15 protein-coding genes are annotated in these 18,668 nt (G+C 65.8%); 11 read left to right on the top strand and 4 right to left on the bottom strand.

Going from position 1 to position 18,668, the window contains the following annotated elements; translation table 11 throughout:
• Positions 1-33: 33 nt before the first annotated feature.
• Positions 34-708 carry a sugar transferase gene (locus Q8S30_RS07705; RefSeq protein ID WP_305665428.1) on the bottom strand — a complete coding sequence of 225 codons (675 nt, stop codon included), beginning with the start codon at positions 706-708 and terminating at the stop codon, positions 34-36.
• A 406-nt stretch (positions 709-1,114) separates the two neighbouring features.
• Positions 1,115-1,918 carry a metallophosphoesterase gene (locus Q8S30_RS07700; RefSeq protein ID WP_305665427.1) on the bottom strand — a complete coding sequence of 268 codons (804 nt, stop codon included), beginning with the start codon at positions 1,916-1,918 and terminating at the stop codon, positions 1,115-1,117.
• 226 nt (positions 1,919-2,144) lie between these two features.
• Between Q8S30_RS07700 and Q8S30_RS07695 the strand changes: the two genes are divergently transcribed.
• The 3 genes from Q8S30_RS07695 to Q8S30_RS07685 all read left to right on the top strand — a co-directional run bounded on the left by Q8S30_RS07695 (position 2,145) and on the right by Q8S30_RS07685 (position 6,365).
• Complete coding sequence (locus tag Q8S30_RS07695) at positions 2,145-4,292, top strand: YjbH domain-containing protein (protein ID WP_305665426.1); 2,148 nt, start codon at positions 2,145-2,147, stop codon at positions 4,290-4,292.
• Positions 4,289-4,936 (top strand): YjbF family lipoprotein, encoded by a 648-nt coding sequence (locus tag Q8S30_RS07690; protein WP_305665425.1) that lies wholly within the window; start codon positions 4,289-4,291, stop codon positions 4,934-4,936. The genes Q8S30_RS07695 and Q8S30_RS07690 overlap by 4 nt, the downstream gene beginning before the upstream one ends.
• Positions 4,937-5,006: 70 nt before the next feature.
• Entirely contained in the window at positions 5,007-6,365 is a 1,359-nt protein-coding gene (locus Q8S30_RS07685) for a polysaccharide biosynthesis/export family protein (protein WP_305665424.1), read from the top strand.
• A gap of 143 nt (positions 6,366-6,508) precedes the next feature.
• Here Q8S30_RS07685 and Q8S30_RS07680 read toward each other — a convergent pair whose 3' ends face one another.
• Positions 6,509-7,429, bottom strand: coding sequence for a LysR family transcriptional regulator (locus Q8S30_RS07680; protein WP_305665423.1), 921 nt, complete (start codon positions 7,427-7,429; stop codon positions 6,509-6,511).
• Between the two features lie 221 nt (positions 7,430-7,650).
• Between Q8S30_RS07680 and Q8S30_RS07675 the strand changes: the two genes are divergently transcribed.
• The 8 genes from Q8S30_RS07675 to Q8S30_RS07640 all read left to right on the top strand — a co-directional run bounded on the left by Q8S30_RS07675 (position 7,651) and on the right by Q8S30_RS07640 (position 17,278).
• Positions 7,651-8,853, top strand: a complete 1,203-nt coding sequence (locus tag Q8S30_RS07675; RefSeq protein ID WP_305665422.1) for an ABC transporter substrate-binding protein — start codon at positions 7,651-7,653, stop codon at positions 8,851-8,853.
• A gap of 9 nt (positions 8,854-8,862) precedes the next feature.
• Complete coding sequence (locus Q8S30_RS07670; protein ID WP_305665692.1) at positions 8,863-9,642, top strand: ABC transporter ATP-binding protein; 780 nt, start codon at positions 8,863-8,865, stop codon at positions 9,640-9,642.
• Positions 9,639-10,343, top strand: coding sequence for an ABC transporter ATP-binding protein (locus tag Q8S30_RS07665; protein ID WP_305665421.1), 705 nt, complete (start codon positions 9,639-9,641; stop codon positions 10,341-10,343). Before Q8S30_RS07670 ends, Q8S30_RS07665 begins: the two co-directional genes overlap by 4 nt.
• 2 nt (positions 10,344-10,345) lie before the next feature.
• The gene (locus Q8S30_RS07660; RefSeq protein ID WP_305665420.1) at positions 10,346-11,233 is read left to right on the top strand and encodes a branched-chain amino acid ABC transporter permease; all 888 of its coding nucleotides are present in this window, start codon (positions 10,346-10,348) and stop codon (positions 11,231-11,233) included.
• A gap of 1 nt (position 11,234) precedes the next feature.
• Positions 11,235-12,233, top strand: a complete 999-nt coding sequence (locus Q8S30_RS07655) for a branched-chain amino acid ABC transporter permease (RefSeq protein ID WP_305665419.1) — start codon at positions 11,235-11,237, stop codon at positions 12,231-12,233.
• 34 nt (positions 12,234-12,267) lie between these two features.
• Complete coding sequence (locus Q8S30_RS07650) at positions 12,268-13,875, top strand: GMC family oxidoreductase (protein ID WP_305665418.1); 1,608 nt, start codon at positions 12,268-12,270, stop codon at positions 13,873-13,875.
• A 118-nt stretch (positions 13,876-13,993) separates the two neighbouring features.
• Positions 13,994-15,856, top strand: coding sequence for an OmpA family protein (locus tag Q8S30_RS07645; protein WP_305665417.1), 1,863 nt, complete (start codon positions 13,994-13,996; stop codon positions 15,854-15,856).
• A 423-nt stretch (positions 15,857-16,279) separates the two neighbouring features.
• Positions 16,280-17,278 (top strand): XdhC family protein, encoded by a 999-nt coding sequence (locus Q8S30_RS07640; protein WP_305665416.1) that lies wholly within the window; start codon positions 16,280-16,282, stop codon positions 17,276-17,278.
• A 6-nt stretch (positions 17,279-17,284) separates the two neighbouring features.
• On the opposite strand, the gene Q8S30_RS07635 is transcribed toward Q8S30_RS07640, so the two are convergent.
• Positions 17,285-18,649 carry an NAD(P)/FAD-dependent oxidoreductase gene (locus Q8S30_RS07635; RefSeq protein ID WP_305665415.1) on the bottom strand — a complete coding sequence of 455 codons (1,365 nt, stop codon included), beginning with the start codon at positions 18,647-18,649 and terminating at the stop codon, positions 17,285-17,287.
• Positions 18,650-18,668 lie beyond the last annotated feature (19 nt).

The raw sequence follows: 18,668 nt of genomic DNA, 5'->3' as shown, positions 1-18,668 counted from the left end.
TCCGATCAGCGGACAGTCCGGGGCTGCTTGAACTCAGCGGCCGGTGCGGTTCAGGACTGCCGATGCCGTCTTGACGATGATCCGCAGATCGGCGCCGAACGACAGGTTTCTGGCGTAGGTCACATCCAACTGGACCCGCTCGTCATAGCTGACATCGTTGCGGCCCGAGACCTGCCACAGCCCGGTGATCCCGGGACGCATCGACAGGTAAGCCCATTCGGACCCGTGATACTTGGCAAGCTCGGCCTCGATCACCGGGCGCGGCCCGACAAAGCTCATCTCGCCGGTGAGCACGTTCCAGATCTGGGGCAGCTCGTCGAGGCTGGTCTTGCGCAGGAAGTTCCCGATCCGCGTGATGCGCGGGTCGTTGTCCAGCTTGTATTCGCGGACCCACTGCGCCGCAGCCACCGGGTTCTCGGCCAGGTAGTGCTGCAGTTTCGCTTCTGCATCCGGCACCATCGTGCGGATTTTCCAGCACTTGAAGGGGGTGCCACCGCGGCCGATCCGGGTATGCCCGAAGAAGCCTTTGCCGCCATCAAGGCGGGTCAGCAGCCACAGCACCCCGATCACCGGTGCAACCACAGGAAGAATCAGGAAGGCGATCAGAAGATCGGCAACACGCTTCGGCGCCCCAAGGTATCGACGACCTACGCTCGAGCCGGCGGCGTCGATGTGGTCGAAACTATCTGAAATCACCACATGTTTCATCACTGTCTCCCGCTCAAGTTGGGTCGAATTGCTTGAAGTTGTAACTGGTTCCGGCACAGCAGATGCTTTGCCGTTATTATCAAACGCGACAGAGCAACCTTCTGGCTGATGCGCTGGCTCGCTACTCGCTATGCGACGACATGCACCGCTAACCTGTTCTATCATCGCCGGGCCGTGCATGGTTTCGCAAGTCTTAAAATGCTGCAGTTGCGAAGGCCAGCGGGTTCCTGCCGTCGCCCCTGCTCTTGACGCCAAAAAGTGACGTTAGGGCAAACGCTTTGTATCTATACGATGACATTTGCCTAGTTTGTACACAGTATGCAAATGAAATGATGAGAATCACGGGCCACGGCATCGGACCACCGCAGACATCCGCCGCCTCACCTGCTTCGGTTTGGCCGCGCGGTCAGGTCGAAAGGTGCCGGGTGCCCCCATCCGGGTAAAGAATCGCTGCACTCAGCCGGCCGGTCGCATAGGCGCCGGTGTCCACCGAGATGCGCCCGCCCTGCTGGCGGATTTCGGGCACCACGGTATGCCCATGCGCAACCCAGAGGCCGTCAGAGCGAGGGCGCCTGAAAAATTCGGCATGGCCCCAGAGCAGCGATTTGCGATCTTGCTGAAGGATCGGAAGGTCGGGATTGGCGCCGGCATGAACCACCGCGACATTGCCGCTTTGCACATAGAGCGGCAGCCCGCGCAGCCAGTGTTCAAGCTCTGGCCCCATTGCCTCGCGCAGGCCGTCCCGTGCGCGTTCCAGGTCCGTGCCGCTCATCGTCTCGCTGATTCCGCGCAGACCGAAGCTTGCAAGGGTCTGCAGCCCGCCATATCGCAGCCAGCGCGGGCCGGTCTGTTGCGGGTCGTCCAGAAATCCAAGCAACATGTCTTCGTGGTTGCCAGCAAGGCAGGTCAGGCGGCTGCCGGTCGGCGTGGCCTCGGCCATCAACATCCGCAGCACGTCTGCGCTGGCATCGCCGCGGTCCACATAGTCGCCGACGCCGATGATGCGTGTGTCGTCATCGACCTCCTCCGCGATCTTGCGCGAGAGGATGTCCAGCAAGCTGGCGCAGCCGTGGATGTCGCCGATCACGCAGAGCGGCTGATCGGGCGACAGGGCCGCAAGTTGTGCCTCGGGCAGGTCTTGGGCCTGCTCAGGTTCGGGGCGCGGGGTAGGGCCGCGCCACATGCGGATCATACTCGAAAACAACGTCATGGCCTCCGAATAGAAAATCCTGCGCGCTTTGCCAATAGAATAGACAGGCTGGCCAGCGTCCGCTTCGTCACGATCACGGCACAGGGGCTGATGGATGCCGATAGGACACCTTCGGAAGAAACCTGCCAACCCCGGATATTCAGGCTTGCTGCACTGCGACACAGTATTTAACAGAGTGTTGAACGGACCAAAGCAGCCGGGGACGATGAACGGGATTTCAGCACCAATGGCCTTGGTCCGTGTGGCGCCGGCCCGACGCCGGGCAGGTTTTTGGGCCCTGTCAACTCTGGCAGTTCTTGCCGCGACTGCCGCCGCAGCGCAGGACAGGCCGACCTATTCGCTGTATGGCTCGACCGGCCTGATCGACATGCCCACCGGCGAAATGCCGGCCGATGGCGAGTTTGCGCTGACCACGAACACCTATAGTGGCGTGCTGCGCACTGCGCTGACCTTCCAGATTGCGCCGCGGCTGTCGGGCACCTTCCGCTATTCGGTCATCGACAACTATTACGGACCGGGTGACGATCAAGAGCTTTATGACCGCAGCTTCGACGTCAGCTATCAGATCAGCCGCGAAGGTAATTTCGTGCCGGGCGTCGTCGTCGGGTTGCGCGACTTCGGCGGGACCGGGGTGTTCGCTTCGGAGTTCGTTGCGGCCTCCAAGCATCTGCGCCCGGATCTGGTGGTGACGGGCGGCATCGGCTGGGGCCGGCTTGGCAGCTATGGCAGCTTTGACAACCCGCTTGGCGTCATCGCGGACGGGTTCAACGACCGTCCTGACAGCTTCAGCGATATCAGCGATACCGGGCAGGTGGCGTTCGATTCCTTCTTCCGCGGGCCGGCCGCGCTGTTCGGCGGTGTGGAGTGGCGCCCGTCGGACCGGCTGTCCTTTAAGGCGGAATACTCCTCTGACGCCTATGAACGTGAGACGGATTTTGCCGGGTTTGACCGCCGCACGCCCTTCAACTTTGCCGCGACCTACCGGATGCGCAATGGCGTCGATCTGACCGGCTTCGCGCTGCACGGCTCGGAATTCGGCATGATGGCGACCCTCGCCTTCGATCCGGCGAAGGCCCGCTTCACTTCGGGGCGCGAGCCGGCGCCGCCGCCGGTGGTGCCGGTTGCGCTGGCCGATCAGCGCGCCGCGGCCTCGTGGGGCGATGTGCCGGGCGAGACGCTCAGCGCGCGGGTTGCTGCGGCGCTGAAGCCGCAGGGGATCGAGCTGGAATCGCTGTCGATCACCGGCAGCACCGCAACGGTCCGCGTCCGCAATGGCAGCTATGATGCGGCGCCACAGGCAGTGGGCCGCACCGCGCGGGTGCTGACGGCGACGCTTCCGGCTGCCGTGGGCACCTTCCGCATCGTGCCCGTGGTGCGGGGCATCCCAGCCTCGGCCATCACCCTGCGCCGCGCCGATCTGGAAGAGCTGGAACTGGCCCCCGACGGATCCTGGCAATCCTTTGCCCGCGCCGACATCGCCGATGCGGCCGGGTCGCGTTTCGACCCGGCCGGCGCGCCGATGCGGCAATACCCGGCCTTCGAATGGCAGATTGCTCCCTATTCGCAGCAGGCATTCTTCGACCCCGACGCGCCCCTGCGCGCCGATTTCGGTGCGCAGCTGTCCTTCGGGCTCGACCTTGCGCCGGGGATGATCGTGTCGGGCTCGGTTCGCCAGAAGGTCGTCGGCAATCTTGATGAATCCACCCGGGTCTCGAACTCGGTCATCCAGCATGTGCGCTCGGACGTGACGCTGTATGACAAGACCGAGGAAGCCGAGATCACCCATCTGACCGGCGAATACTTCTTCCGGCCCGGCCCGGACCTTTATGGCCGGGTGACGGCGGGCTATCTGGAGCGGATGTATGGCGGCGTGTCGGGCGAGGTGCTGTGGAAGCCGGTCGCCAGTCGCCTCGCGCTTGGGGCCGAGCTGAACTACGCCGTCCAGCGCGAGTTCGACAGCGGCTTCGGGTTTCAGGACTACGATGTCGTGACGGGCCACGCGTCGGCCTATTACGACTTCGGCGGCGGCTATCTGGGCCAGCTTGACGCGGGCCGCTACCTCGCCGGCGATTGGGGCGCGACCTTCGGGCTCGACCGCGAGTTCGGCAACGGCTTCACGGTCGGCGCATTCTTCACGCTGACCGATGTGTCCTTCGACGATTTCGGCGAAGGCTCGTTCGACAAGGGCATCCGCATCTCGATCCCGCTCAGCTGGCTGGCTGGCGAACCCTCGCAGCGCGGCTTTGCCACGACGATCCGGCCGGTTACCCGCGACGGCGGCGCAAGGCTGAATGTGCGCAACCGGCTTTACGGGCTGACGCGCGACTATCACGGCCCCGAATTGCAGGACAACTGGGGGAGGTTCTGGCGATGATCCGCGCTTCACGCCTGGGCTGGACCTTGCTGGTGCCGATGCTGCTGATCGCCGGATGTGACCGGGTGGCGGACCTTTCGGAGATTGCAAGCGGCGGCACAACGACCAAGGCCAAGACATTGCCGGTGGTTGCCGCCGATTTTGCCGCCCGGGTCGAGGCCGGCGCGCCGCTGATGATCGCGAATGTGCTGGAGCGGGACGCCCTGACCACCTTCGTGCTGGTGTCCGAACGGGACGGCGACCGCGTCTGGCGCACCCAGGACAATGTCACGATGTCCACCCGCGGCGGGCTGATGACCGGCACCCGTGCGCTGGCCGGTGACCTGATGAGCGCCGATGTCGCCGAAAGCCAGGCGCTTGTGCTGGCCGGCCGGCCGGGGCTTGCGGTGCGGGTGCACCGCTATCTTGATGGTCAGAACGGGATCGAGATCGACAGCTATGTCTGCGAGATCAGCCCGCGCGGCAGCCAGGATCTGGCTTTCGACGGTGTGCAGTTCCGCGCCACCGTGATCGCCGAGACCTGCACCAACCCCGGTAATGACTTCGAGAACTTCTACTGGGTCTCGGGCGGCACAGTGGTGCAGTCGGTGCAATGGGTCGGCCCCGAAGTGGGCGCAATCTCGATGCGCGGGGTGATCCGATGATCCCGCAATCCCTTTCTTTCTCCTTCGGCCCCGGGGCCGGCATTGCGATCCCAATAGCGGAGGATTTCCCGTGCGTTTCCTGACTACTCTCAGCGTGGTGGCCCTGCTGGCCGGTTGCGGTGTCGTCTATCAGACCCCTTCGGTGAAGGAAGGCGTCAGCCGCGACAGCAAGGTGCAGGTGGTTCCGATCACTGCCGAAACCCTGCTGGCGGCGAATCGTTCGACCTTTGCCCCGAAATCGCTGCCGGGCGTGTTCTCGGCAACGGCCGGGGCAGGCGGGTCGCTGCGCGGCGCCGGTGAGATCCCGGATACCGCGTTCCTGCCCGAAGGCCGGCCCGACGTGCTCGAAACCCGGGTGCCGCCGCCGGTGCAGGATGGGCCCTATACCATCGGCGTCGGCGATGTGGTGCTGCTGGCGACCCCGCAGGCCGGCAATACCATCGAGGAGCTTTCGGGGCTGCTCGCCGCGCAGAACAGCCGTCAGGGCTATACCGTACAGGACGACGGCGCCATCGCGGTGCCAGATGTCGGCCGGGTGCCAGTGGCCGGGCTGACCCTGGAAGAGGCCGAGGCGGTCGTGTTCCGCCGTCTGGTCGAAGCGCAGATCGACCCGACCTTCAGCCTCGAGATCGCCGAGTTCAACTCCAAGCGCGTCTCGATCGGCGGTGCGGTCAATACCCCGACCGTCGCGCCGATCTCGCTGACGCCGCTGCGGCTCGATCAGGCGCTGGTCGCTGCCGGGGGCATCACCGTCGTTGACCAGGATTACGCCACGATCCGCATCTACCGAGACGGCACCATCTACCAGATCCCGCTGGCAGAGTTCTACACCCAGCCCGACCTGCAGAAGGTCCGTCTGGCCGATGGCGACAGCGTCTTCGTCGATACCGAATATGATCTGGCCAAGGCTGAGTCCTATTTCTCGGAGCAGATCCAGCTGGCGACCTTCCGCACCCGCGCCCGCGAAGTTGCGATCAGCGAATTGCAGGCTGAAGTGTCGCTACGCCGCGCCGACATGGCAGAGGCGCGCGAGAACTTCCAGACCAAGCTGGAACTCGACTCGGTCGACCGCGACTATGTCTACATGACGGGCGAGTTGACCCGGCAGGGCCGCTACCCGCTGCCCTTCGACCGCAAGGCGGTGCTGGCCGATGCGATCTATGGAGAGAGCGGCGGCATGTCGAACGAAAAGGCCAATGCCCGGCACATCTACGTCCTGCGCGGCTCGCCTGATCCGCGCGAGTTCGGATCGGTCACGGCCTGGCAGCTGGATGCGCGCAATGCCGCGAACCTGCTGCTGGCCACAAGGTTCGAGCTTCGCCCGAATGACGTGGTCTTTGTCTCGGAACAGCCGATCACCAAATGGAGCCGCGTCATCAACCAGATCACGCCGTCGATCATCAACCTGTCAGCCAGCGCAGTTGAGTAAGCGCGGGCTTTGGGCCAAGGATCAAAGGGGCGCTTCGGCGCCCCTTTTGCGCGGCGTTGCCCGGTTTTGTCGCCATCCCGACTGAAATCGGTGCGATGACTGCGGCATGATGGCGATCGTCTGCAACATCCCCGAACCGATCTTCACGAAGCTGAAGATCTGGGCGCCCCTCGGATCAACGCTGCTTCCTCAGCCCGCACCGCCTCGGCCAGCCAGGTCATCACCGCTCGTTCACGCGCAATCGGGCGCACGTCGCGGTGGCAGGTCATCCAGTAATGCCTTCGCAGCCAGACCTCGTCTGCCAGCACGATCTGCAGGTCCGGGTGCTGGCTGGCGATGAAATAGGGCAGCACGCACAGCCCTTCGCCCAGCTTCGTCGCCGCCAGCTGGTTGAAGATGCTGGAGCTGCGGAACTGCGCGCGCAGCCCCGGATGCACCTCGCCCAGATAGTCGAGGCCGGGGGCGAAGATCATCTCCTCGATATAGCCGATGAAGCGATGTTCCAGCAGCTGCTCGCGGGTGGTGATGGGCGGGTGCCGGTCGAGGTAGTGGCGCGCGCCATAGACGTGCAGGCTGTAATCGGTGATCTTGTCCGAGATGTAGGGGCTGGCCTTCGACGGGTCGAGCGTCACCGACACATCCGCCTCGCGCCGCGACAGCGACAGGATCTGCGGCAGCGTCACCAGCTCCAGCAGGATGTTCGGAAAGCGGGCGCTGAAGCGCGGCAGCAGGCGGGTGGAGAAGAAGCTGCCGAAACCTTCGGGCGTCGCCACCCGCAGAATGCCGCGCTGGCCGATGCTGTCGCCCAGAAGCTCGACATTCATCCGCTCGGTCTCTGCCTCGATCCGCTCCGCGGTCTCGATCAGGCGGCGACCGAAGGTCGTCAGCTCATAGCCCCGCGGATTACGCTCGAACAGGCGCAGCTTCAGCGCCGCCTCCAGCCGGTCGATGCGGCGGGAGACGGTGACGTGGCTGGTCTGCAGCTGCCGCGCGGCGCGTGACAGCTGGCCTGTGCGGGCCACGGCCAGAAAGAACTGCAGGTCGTCCCAGTCGAAGTTTTGCAAGATATCTCCCGAGTTCTGTTCATAAATGGACAGATCCTGTATGCAATTAACCTTTCACCAAGGGTTGTGTCAAAGCTCGTTTGCTGTGATCGTTGTGGCAGGACAGACGGGAGAGGAGCCCGTCTGGCCATTTTTGAACAGAGATGTCGCGCCTGCACCCCTCTCGGGGGGGCAGCCAAGTGCTGTCCGGCCGGGCCGCGCGTTTCAAGGGAGGTTGAGACATGCGCAGAATTCTGATGTCCGCAAGCGCGCTTGCGGCACTCGCTTCGCCGTCACTGGCCGAGGTCAGCGACGGAAAGGTCAAGATCGGCATCCTGAACGACCAGTCGGGCGTCTATGCCGATTTCGGCGGCAAGTTTTCCTACGAGGCCGCGCTGATGGCGGTCGAGGATTTCGGCGGCACCGTGCTGGACATGCCGGTCGAGGTGGTCACCGCCGATCACCAGAACAAGGCCGACATCGCCTCGAACATCGCGCGCCAGTGGTATGATACCGAGCAGGTCGATGCGATCATGGAGCTGACGACGTCTTCCGTGGCGCTGGCCGTGCAGGCCCTGTCGAAGGAGAAGGCCAAGATCACCATCACCACCGGCGCAGCGACGACCGAGCTGACCGGCCCGCAATGCTCGCCCTATGGTTTCCACTGGGTCTATGACACCCATGCGCTGGCTGTCGGCACCGGCGGCGCGCTGGTGGAGCAGGGCGGTGACAAGTGGTTCTTCCTGACCGCGGACTATGCCTTCGGCTATTCGCTGGAAGAGAACACCGCGGCCTATGTCACCGCGAATGGCGGCACAGTCGCGGGCGCCGTGCGCCACCCGCTGGCGACCACCGACTTCTCGTCGTTCCTGCTGCAGGCGCAGGCTTCGGGTGCCAGCGTCATCGGCCTCGCCAATGCCGGGATGGACACCCAGAACGCGATCAAGCAGGCGTCGGAATTCGGCATCGTGCAAAGCGGCCAGCGGCTTGCCGCGCTGCTGTTCACGCTGGCCGAGGTCAACGGCATCGGGCTGGAAGCGGCGCAGGGCCTGACCCTGACCGAAAGCTTCTACTGGAACCGCAACGAGGAAACCGCCGCCTTCGGCAAGCGCTTCTTCGACCGCACCGGCGCGATGCCGAACATGGTTCACGCCGGCACCTATTCCGCCGTGCTGTCCTACCTGAAGGCCGTCGAGGCTGCTGGCGGGGATGAGACCGAGGCGGTTGCGGCCAAGCTGCATGAAATGCCGGTGAAGGACGTCTTCACCGAAAGCGGCACCGTCGCGCCGAACGGCCGGATGATCACCGATGTCTACCTGATGGAAGTGAAGAAGCCGGGCGACAGCGACATTGCCTGGGATTACTACAACGTGCTCGCCACGATCCCAGGGGCCGAGGCCTTCATCGATCCTGCCAAAAGCGGCTGCCCGCTAATTGCCCAGTAAGGCATGATGATGACGCAAACGCCTGTGCAGACGCAGGACCAGCCGCGGGTGGTGCTTTCCGCCCGCGGCCTGGGCAAGGATTTTGCCGGCTTCACCGCGGTGAACAACGTCGATCTGGACGTGCATCACGCCCGCATCCACGCGCTGATCGGCCCGAACGGCGCCGGCAAGACCACCGTGTTCAACCTTCTGACCAAGTTCCTGCAGCCAACCCGCGGCAGCATCACGCTGCTGGGAACCGACATCACCCGTATGAAGCCCGACAAGGTGGCGCGGATGGGGCTGGTGCGGTCCTTCCAGATCTCGGCGGTGTTCCCGCATCTGACGGTGCTGGAGAATGTCCGCGTCGCGCTGCAGCGGCCCAACGATCTGGCGGTGCAGTTCTGGCTGCCGATGTCATCGCTCGACCGGCTGAATGGCCGGGCCGAGGTGCTGATCGACGATCTGGGGCTGAGCGAGTACCGCGACGCGCGTGCTGGCGATCTCTCCTATGGCCGCAAGCGGGTGCTGGAGATTGCGACGACCCTCGCGCTCGACCCCGAGGTGCTGCTGCTGGATGAACCGATGGCCGGGATGGGGCAGGAAGATGTGCAGATGGTCGCCGCGATCATCCGCGACGTCGCCAAGCACCGCGCCGTGCTGATGGTGGAACACAACCTCAGCGTCGTTGCCGATATCTGCCACGAGGTGACGGTGCTGCAACGGGGCGAGATCATCGCGCAGGGCGATTACGCCACCGTGTCGGCCGATCCGCGTGTGCGCACCGCCTATATGGGAACCGAAGAATGAGTGCTCCGCTGCTGAACGTCGCCGGGCTGCACGCCTGGTATGGCGAGAGCCATGTGCTGCATGGCGTGGACCTGCATGTCAACGAAGGCGAGATGATCTGCATCCTCGGCCGCAACGGCATGGGCAAGACCACGACGCTGCGCACCATCATGGGCATCTTGCGCAAGCGCGAGGGCACGATCACCTTCGCCGGCAAGGATATGATGGGGGTGCCGCTGCACCGCTCCGCCCGCGCCGGGCTTGGCTTCGTGCCCGAGGAGCGCGGGATCTTCGCCACCCTCACCGTCGAGGAGAACCTGACCCTGCCGCCTATCGTGGCCCCGGGCGGGATGGCGGTCGATGAGATTTACGAGCTGTTTCCGAACCTGTCGGAACGCCGCACAAGCCCCGGTACCAAGCTGTCGGGCGGCGAGCAGCAGATGCTGGCGATGGCCCGCATCCTGCGCACCGGCGCGCGCTGCCTGCTGCTGGACGAGCCGACCGAGGGCCTTGCCCCGGTCATCATCCAGGCCATCGGCGAGGTTCTGGGCAAGCTCAAGGCCCGCGGCATGACCGTGGTGCTGGTCGAGCAGAACTTCCGCTTTGCCAGCAAGGTCGCCGACCGTTTCTACCTGATGGACCATGGCCGCATGACCGCCGAGTTTCCGGTGGCCGACCTGCCGGCGCGGATGGACCTTCTCAACCGCGAACTGGGGGTGTGACGATGATGATGCTTTTCGGCATTCCCATTCAGGCGCTGCTGGGGCAGCTCTTGGTCGGGCTGATCAACGGCTCGTTCTACGCGCTGCTGTCGCTTGGTCTTGCGGTGATTTTCGGCCTCTTGCGGGTCATCAACTTCGCCCACGGCGCGCAATACATGCTGGGGGCCTTCGTCGCCCTGCTGATGCTGAAATTCGCCGGCATCGGCTATTGGGGCGCGCTGATCCTTGCGCCGATCGTGGTGGGGGCGATGGGGGCCTTTGTGGAGCGCACGATGCTCTCGCGGCTCTACAAGCTCGACCATCTCTATGGCCTTCTCTTCACCTTCGGCATGGCGCTGACCATCGAGGGCACCTTCCGATACTTCTTCGGCGCCTCGGGCCAGCCCTATACCACGCCCGCCGCGCTGAGTGGCGGGGTGAACCTCGGCTTCATGTTCTTGCCGATCTATCGCGGCTGGGTGGTTGTCGCCTCGATGGTGATCTGTCTCGGCGTGTGGTTCCTGATCGAGAAGACCAAGCTCGGCGCCTATCTGCGCGCCGCGACCGAGAACCCGGTGCTGGTGCAAAGCTTCGGCATCAACGTGCCGCTGCTTCTGACGCTGACCTACGGGCTTGGCGCGGGGCTTGCGGGGCTAGCCGGGGTGCTGGCAGCGCCGATCTATCAGGTCAGCCCGCTGATGGGCAGTAACATCATCATCATCGTCTTCGCGGTGGTCGTGGTGGGCGGCATGGGGTCGATCCTGGGTGCCATCATCACCGGCTACATGCTGGGCATTGCCGAGGGGCTGACCAAGGTCTTCTACCCCGAAGCCTCCAACATCGTGATCTTCGTCATCATGGCGATCGTCCTGATCCTGCGTCCCGCAGGCCTATTCGGCAAGGATGCCTGACATGAGCCACAGCACACATACTGGCGATACTGCACCGACGCGCACCCTGGCACTTGCCGGGCCGATCAAGGCCGCGATCCTGATCGGGGCACTGGCCTTCCTGCTGGTCGCGCCCTTCATGCTCTACCCGATCTTCCTGATGAAGCTTCTGTGCTTCGCGCTCTTCGCCGCGGCCTTCAACCTGCTGCTGGGATATACGGGCCTGCTGTCCTTCGGCCATGCCACCTTCTTCGGCGGGGCCGCCTATTTCACCGCCCATGCAGTGAAGGTCTGGGGCTGGCCACCGGAGTTCGGCATCCTGCTCGGCGTCGCCGGCGCTGCGGGCCTCGGCCTGATCATGGGCGCCATCGCCATCCGCCGGCAGGGCATCTACTTCGCGATGATCACCCTTGCCCTCAGCCAGATGTTCTTCTTCTTCTGCCTGCAGGCCGGCTTCACCCATGGCGAGGATGGCATCCAGTCCGTCCCGCGCGGGCATCTCTTGGGGTTCATCGACCTCAGCAACTCCACCAACCTCTACTTCACCGTGCTGGGGGTGTTCCTGATCGGCATGGCGCTGATCTGGCGCTTCGTGAATTCCCCCTTCGGGATGATCCTGAAGTCGATCCGCGAGAACGAGAACCGCGCCATCTCGCTCGGTTACTCCGTCGCGCGCTACAAGCTGGGGGCCTTCGTCATGTCCGCGGCGCTGACCGGGCTGGCGGGCGGGATGAAGGCGCTGGTCTTCCAGTTCGCCACACTGACCGACGTCAGCTGGCAGATGTCGGGCGAGGTGATCCTGATGACGCTGCTTGGCGGTATCGGCACGCTGATCGGGCCGGTCTTCGGCGCGGGGCTGGTGGTCAGCTTGCAGAACTACCTCGCTACCTCGAACGTGCCGGTCACCATCATCACCGGCGTTGTGTTCATGGTCTGCGTGCTGCTGTTCCGCCGCGGGCTGGTGGGCGAGTTCTACGCCTCGAAGCTGGGGCGGATGCTGGGGTTCAACCCCGAGCGCTGAAGAACCCGCGCCGGGGGTGGCGCAAGGAGACCAAATGGACCACTTCGACTATATCGTCATCGGCGCCGGCAGCGCCGGATGCGTGCTGGCCAACCGCCTGTCGGAAGACCCGCGCAATTCGGTGCTGCTGCTCGAGGCGGGGGGGCGCGACAATTACCACTGGATCCATATTCCGGTCGGCTATCTCTATTGCATCGGCAACCCCCGCACCGACTGGCTGTTCAAGACCGAGGCCGAACCGGGGCTGAACGGCCGGGCGCTGATGTATCCGCGCGGCAAGGTCCTGGGCGGCTGCTCGTCGATCAACGGCATGATCTACATGCGCGGGCAGGCGGCGGATTATGACCACTGGCGCCAGCTCGGATGCACTGGCTGGGGCTGGGACGATGTGCTGCCGGTCTTCCGGGGGCAGGAGGATTTCTACAAGGGCGCCAGCGATCTGCACGGGGTAGGGGGCGAGTGGCGGGTGGAGAAGGCCCGCGTCCGGTGGGCGGTCCTCGATGCGTTTCTCGAGGCGGCGGTGCAGGCCGGCATCCCCCGCACCGACGACTTCAACACCGGCGACAATGAAGGCGGCGGCTATTTCGACGTCAACCAACGCTCCGGCATCCGCTGGAACACCTCGAAGGCCTTCCTGCGCCCCGCCGCGGGCCGCCCCAACCTGACGGTACTGACTGGCGCGCAGGCGACACGGCTGATCGTCGATGAGGGCGAGGTGCGCGGCGTCGCCTTCCACCACGCCGGCATCGACAAGACCGCCCGCGCCCGCCGCGAAACCGTGCTCTCCGCCGGCGCCATCGGCTCGCCGCAGCTCTTGGAGCTGTCGGGGATCGGCCGCGGCGAGGTGCTGCAGGCCGCCGGCATCGCGCCGATCTGCGAGGTGGCGGGCGTGGGCGAGAACCTGCAGGACCATCTGCAACTGCGCATGGTCTACAAGGTGACCGGGGTGCCGACGCTGAACGAGAAGGCCTCGACCCTTCTGGGCAAGGCCAGCATCGGCATGGAATACCTGCTGCGCCGGTCGGGCCCGATGTCGATGGCCCCCAGCCAGGTTGGCATCTTCACCCGCTCCGGCCCCGAAAAGGCCACGCCCGATCTGGAATACCACGTCCAGCCCGTCAGCCTCGACAAGTTCGGCGAGGCGGTGCATCCCTTCCCGGCGATGACGGCCTCTGTTTGCAACCTGCGCCCCGAAAGCCGCGGGTCCGTGCATGTGACCGGCCCCGACCCCCGCGCGCATCCCTCGATCCGCCCCAACTACCTTGCCACCGAGGGCGACCGCGATGTCGCCGTGCGCTCGCTCGAACTCACCCGCCACATCGCGGCGCAGCCCGCCTTTGCCCGCTACAGCCCCGAGGAGTTCCGCCCCGGCGCGCAGCACCAGACCCGCGAGGAGCTGGCCCGCGCTGCAGGGGATATCGGCACCACCATCTTCCACCCGGTCGGCACCTGCCGCATGGGCGCGGATGAGGCCAGCGTGGTCGACCCCCGCCTGCGTTTCCGCGCGCTTGGCCGGCTGCGCATCGCCGATGCCTCGGTGATGCCGACCATCACCTCGGGCAATACCAACGCGCCGACGATCATGATCGCCGAGAAGGCCGCAACAATGATCCTCGAGGATGCCAGGCGCGGCGCGGCCTGATCTGTCGCAGATCACGCGGCCAGCGCAATGATGTGATCCGCACCCCAGTGCGGAACAGTTGCCAGCCGTCAGGCGTTCTGTCACCGGATAGTAGAACATCCTGGAGGAGTTTTAGGTGATGCGCAGCAAAAAGACGAGAACAGGGGCGGCCCGCGCCACGGCGCTGATGGCCAGCCTGTCGATGGCCCTGCCGGTCCCGGTCTATGCCCAGACGGATGCAACCGTGCTGTGCGCCGATGGCTCGACGCCCCCCTGCGCGGCCGAGGAACCCAGAGCCGACGAGGCCGAGCAGCAGCAAGAAGCCCAGCCGGAACCGCAGCCCGAGGAGGCCCCCGCAGAAGTGCCGGCCGAGCCTGAGGTGACCCCGGAACCCGCGCCCGAGCAGCAGCCGGTCCCGGATGAAACTCCGGCCGAGAGCCCGCAAGAGATCCCGCAGCCCGATCAGGCGCCCGAGATCCCCGCAGCCGAGGGCGAGGAGAGCCTCGGCGATGCGCTGGACCGTGCGCTGCAGGAAGAGCCTGCCGCTGAAGAGCCCGCCGCCGAAGACCCCGTGGTAGAAGAACCCGCCACCGAGCAACCGGTGGCAGAGGAACCGGCAGCCGAAGCGCCCGCAGCCGAAGAACCGGCCGCCGAGGAGCCCGCCGCCGGGACCGACTCCAGCGAGGAGGAGCTGCGCCGCGCGTTGGAGCAGCAGAACAATGACGCCCCCGCCGAGGCCACGGAAGCCCCCGCCGAGGATGCCGCACCGGAAGCACCGGTCGCCGAGGAAGCTCAGCCAGAGCCCGCCGCCGAAGCTGGCGCCGAAACCGAGGCAGATGCCGCTGCCACCACAGCCGCGGAGGACAATCAGCCTGCCGTGCAGCTGATGGCTGATGAACCCGACGCCGCATCTGGCGAGCCGGTGGCTGCCGCCGCGCTGGATGCCGTGACCGGCGAAGACGGAAATGTCGAAGCTGGCGACAATGTCGAGGTGATGGAAGAAACCGTCACCGAGGAAAACGCCCGCTCCTCTTCGGAAGACTTCGACAACACCGTGTCCGAGCGCAGCGCAGCCCGCAGCAGCAACGATGACGACGATGATGACGACCGCTGGAACAGCGCCCTGTCCGACCGCGAGAAGGTGATGCTGCTTGGCCTCGGTGCGCTTGCCGTCGGTGCTGTCGTCTCCAACAACCGCAAGGTGGCGCTCAACTCGGGTGACCGCGTGGTCGTCCAGCGCCCGGATGGTCAGTATGAGGTCATCAAGGATGATGACGTGCTGCTGCGCCAGCCCGGTTCGAACGTGCGGACCGAGCAGTTCAACGACGGCTCCAGCCGCACGACGGTTGTGCGTGAGGATGGCTCGCGGATCGTGACGATCTACAGCCCGGAAATGCGCGTGTTGCGCCGGACCCGGATCGATCCGAATGGCCGCGAGTACCTGCTGATCGACGACACCGTCGCCTATGAGCCGGTGAATGTCGCCACGCTGCCTGCGCCCACGCGCAACTTCGTGACGCTCAGCGATGACGAGTCAGAGCTGCGCACCGCGCTGGCCCGCGAGTCGGATTTCGGCCGCCGCTTCAGCCTGTCGCAGGTGCGCAACATCGCCGAAGTGCGCTCTCTGGTGCCGGTGATCGACGTGAACGCGATCACGTTTGAGACCGGATCGGCCGCGATCACCCCGGATCAGGCGCAGGCGCTCGCCTCGCTCGGCCGGCTGATCCAGGGCTATATCGACGAGAACCCGCAAGAGGTGTTCCTGATCGAGGGCCATACCGATGCCGTGGGCTCTGCTGCCTCGAACCTCGCGCTGTCGGACCGGCGCGCGGAATCGGTGGCGCTGGCGCTGACCGAGTATTTCGACGTGCCGCCGGAAAACATGGTCGTGCAGGGTTACGGCGAGAGCTATCTGCGGGTGAATTCGCAGACCTCCGAGCGTACCAACCGCCGCGCCTCTGTGCGTCGGATCACCGACCTGCTGCAGACCGCGTCGAACTGACGTTGCTGCATTGATTGAGAAGGGGCCGTCCGCACTTTACGGGCGGCCCCTTTGCCTGGGGCTACTGGAGCGTTTCCTGATCCGCCTCACCCTGGGATGCTTTTTCTAGCAAGAATGGGAAAGGTTGGCTCGCAGAGTGCTGCGCTTTTGTCGCAGGGCACGGGGACGCCAACTTGATCTGTGTCAAATCGCCCTCCTACTGGCGGCGATAATTTGGCCGCATCGGTTCGCTTCTCCCTGAAATGCGGAACTCCCTGCCGCAGTGAACCGCCCTAACCAGACGTCTCCCTCGTCGGTCGGGAAATGCGCTGCGGGCCTCCCTCCCGCAGCGTTTTCCGTTTTTGCGGACCCTGTCGCGGCGCGCAGGCGTTTGCCATTGGCAAGCCCGGCGACCCCCTGCAGGATCGCGGGCAGAGGAGTGCCATGACCGATCATCCCACCCGCCCCGAGGCCGACCGCATCCCCGAACTTGCGCTGGACTGGCACCGCGCCGGCCGCGGCGCCGTGCTGGCGACGGTGGTGGAGACCTGGGGCTCGGCCCCGCGGCAGGCGGGCAGCCAGCTGGTGATTGCGGGCGACGGGGCGATGATGGGCTCCGTCTCTGGCGGCTGCGTTGAGGGGGCGGTGATCCTCGAGGCGCTGGAGGCGCTTGTGGACGGGAAGGCGCGGCTGCTGCGGTTCGGGGTCAGCAATGATGATGCCTTCGCGGTGGGCCTTGCCTGCGGCGGCGAGATCGGGGTGCTGGTGCAGCCGGTGGGGGAGGCCTTGCCCGAGGCGCTGTTGGCCGATCTGGTGGAAGCGCGGGCGGCACGGCGGGCGGTCGCGTTGCTGGTGGATCTGGAGGGATTCGGCGTTCAGTTGGTGAAGGCCGAGGCTGCCACCGGCGCGCTGGCGGAGCGGTTTTGCAGCGACAGGTCAGGCGTCGATCCAGACAGCAACCTCTTCGCCGGCCTGCATAATCCGCCGCTGCGGCTGATGGTCATCGGCGCGGTGCATATCGCGCAGGCACTGATCCCGATGGCGCGGATGGCGGGCTTCGATCCGGTGCTGATCGACCCGCGCGGCGCCTTTGGGTCAGAGGCGCGGTTTCCGGGCGAGGCGATCCTCGATGACTGGCCCGATGTGGCGCTGGCGCGATTGGCGCCTGATGCGCGCACGGCCGTGGTAACCCTCAGCCATGACCCCAAGATCGACGATCCGGCGATCTTGGCCGCTCTCGCCTCGCCAGCTTTCTACATCGGCTGCCTCGGCTCTACCCGCACCCATGCCAAGCGGCAGGAGCGGCTCAGGGCGGCGGGGGTGAGCGAGACCGACATCGCGCGCATCCATGGGCCGGTCGGGCTGAACGTCGGGGCGAAAAATCCGGCGGAGATTGCGGTGTCGATCCTGGCCCAGATCATTTTGCGGTTGCGGCAAGGGTAGGGCGGGTCAGCCGAACCGGCCTGTGCCCTTGGCTTTGCGCGCTTCGGCTTCCTTGGGGTCGGTGGTGGCGGGCACGGCCGGATCCGCCGTCTCGTCGATCAGCCGGGCGCTGCGCTGGCGGGTGGCATAGCGCATCGCCCATTGCACCGAGACCAGCAGCCGCTTCTCGAAGTTCACCAGCAGCCAGACATGCACCAGCGCCCAGAGATACCAGGCGATCGCGCCCTTCATCTGCCAGCGCCCGAAATCGAACACCGCCGCGCCGCGGCCGATCACCGCGGTATTGCCCCGGTTGCGAAAGTGGAACGGCCCCGGCGCCGGCCCGCCCCGCGCTTGCCGCCGCAATGCGTGGCCGAGGTGCTGGCCCTGCTGGCGCGCGACCTGTGCCAGGGGCGGCAGCGGCGCACCCTCCTTGTCCAGCGCCAGCGCAGCGTCGCCGATGGCCCAGACACCGGGATAGCCCGTCACGCCCAGATCCGGCCCCACCGGCAGCCGCCCGCCCTTGCCGGCCTCGGCCCCCAGCCAGCCCGCCACCGGCACCGCCTTCACCCCCGCCGCCCAGATCACGCAGCCCGCGGCAATGCGCTTGCCGCCGATGGTGACGAAGCCATCGCCCACCGTCTCGACCGCGCTGTCGGTCCAGATCTCGACATTGTCCTCATGCAGCTCATCCGCCGCATAGCTGGAGAGGTTTTCGGGAAAGCCCGCGAGGATCCGCGGCCCCGCCTCGACCAGCAAGATGCGCAGGTCATCGGGGAAGAGCCCGCGGAAATCCCGGTTGATCAGGAAGCGGCCAAGCTCGGCCACCGCGCCTGCCATCTCCACCCCCGTCGGCCCGCCGCCGACGATCACCGTGGTCAGCAGATCGCGCCTTGCGTCCGGGTCGGGCAGGTGTTCCGCCTTCTCGAAGGCCAGCAGCAGGCGCTGGCGGATCAGCCGCGCTTCATGCACCGTTTTCAGGCCCGGGGCATGGGCGCGCCACTCGTCATGGCCGAAATAGTTGTAGTCGGAGCCCGCCGCCAGAACCAGCTGGCCATAGCCGACGCGCCGCCCGTCCGCCAGTTGCAGCTCGCGCGCGACAGGGTCCGCGCCGGTGACACGCCCCAGCAGCACCCGCAGGTTGCGGTGGCGGCCAAGGGTGCGGCGGATCGGCTCGGAGATGTCGGCAGGCGACAGGGCGGCGGTGGCGACCTGATAGAGCAGCGGCTGGAACAGGTTGTGGTTGCGCGCGTCGATCAGCAGCACATCGACATCGCTGCCCCCCAGCTCCAGCGCGCAGGAGAGGCCGGCGAAGCCGCCGCCGACGATGACGATCTCGGCGGTCAGGTCGGGGCCGGGGGCATCGGCGATGGGATCGGGGGGCAGGGGCATGGCATCGTCCTGATCGGGC

It is taken from the genome of Frigidibacter sp., assembly GCF_030695035.1.
Classification (GTDB): Bacteria; Pseudomonadota; Alphaproteobacteria; order Rhodobacterales; family Rhodobacteraceae; genus Frigidibacter.
This window is presented reverse-complemented; position numbering and strand designations above follow the sequence as displayed.

Bases quoted from the DNA above. Each gene is read 5' to 3' on its own strand.
- Q8S30_RS07705 (WP_305665428.1), bottom strand. From the start codon at position 708: ATGAAACATGTGGTGATTTCAGATAGTTTCGACCACATCGACGCCGCC.
- Q8S30_RS07700 (WP_305665427.1), bottom strand. From the start codon at position 1,918: ATGACGTTGTTTTCGAGTATGATCCGCATGTGGCGCGGCCCTACCCCG.
- Q8S30_RS07695 (WP_305665426.1), top strand. From the start codon at position 2,145: ATGGCCTTGGTCCGTGTGGCGCCGGCCCGACGCCGGGCAGGTTTTTGG.
- Q8S30_RS07690 (WP_305665425.1), top strand. From the start codon at position 4,289: ATGATCCGCGCTTCACGCCTGGGCTGGACCTTGCTGGTGCCGATGCTG.
- Q8S30_RS07675 (WP_305665422.1), top strand. From the start codon at position 7,651: ATGCGCAGAATTCTGATGTCCGCAAGCGCGCTTGCGGCACTCGCTTCG.
- Q8S30_RS07670 (WP_305665692.1), top strand. From the start codon at position 8,863: ATGACGCAAACGCCTGTGCAGACGCAGGACCAGCCGCGGGTGGTGCTT.
- Q8S30_RS07665 (WP_305665421.1), top strand. From the start codon at position 9,639: ATGAGTGCTCCGCTGCTGAACGTCGCCGGGCTGCACGCCTGGTATGGC.
- Q8S30_RS07660 (WP_305665420.1), top strand. From the start codon at position 10,346: ATGATGATGCTTTTCGGCATTCCCATTCAGGCGCTGCTGGGGCAGCTC.
- Q8S30_RS07655 (WP_305665419.1), top strand. From the start codon at position 11,235: ATGAGCCACAGCACACATACTGGCGATACTGCACCGACGCGCACCCTG.
- Q8S30_RS07650 (WP_305665418.1), top strand. From the start codon at position 12,268: ATGGACCACTTCGACTATATCGTCATCGGCGCCGGCAGCGCCGGATGC.
- Q8S30_RS07645 (WP_305665417.1), top strand. From the start codon at position 13,994: ATGCGCAGCAAAAAGACGAGAACAGGGGCGGCCCGCGCCACGGCGCTG.
- Q8S30_RS07640 (WP_305665416.1), top strand. From the start codon at position 16,280: ATGACCGATCATCCCACCCGCCCCGAGGCCGACCGCATCCCCGAACTT.
- Q8S30_RS07635 (WP_305665415.1), bottom strand. From the start codon at position 18,649: ATGCCCCTGCCCCCCGATCCCATCGCCGATGCCCCCGGCCCCGACCTG.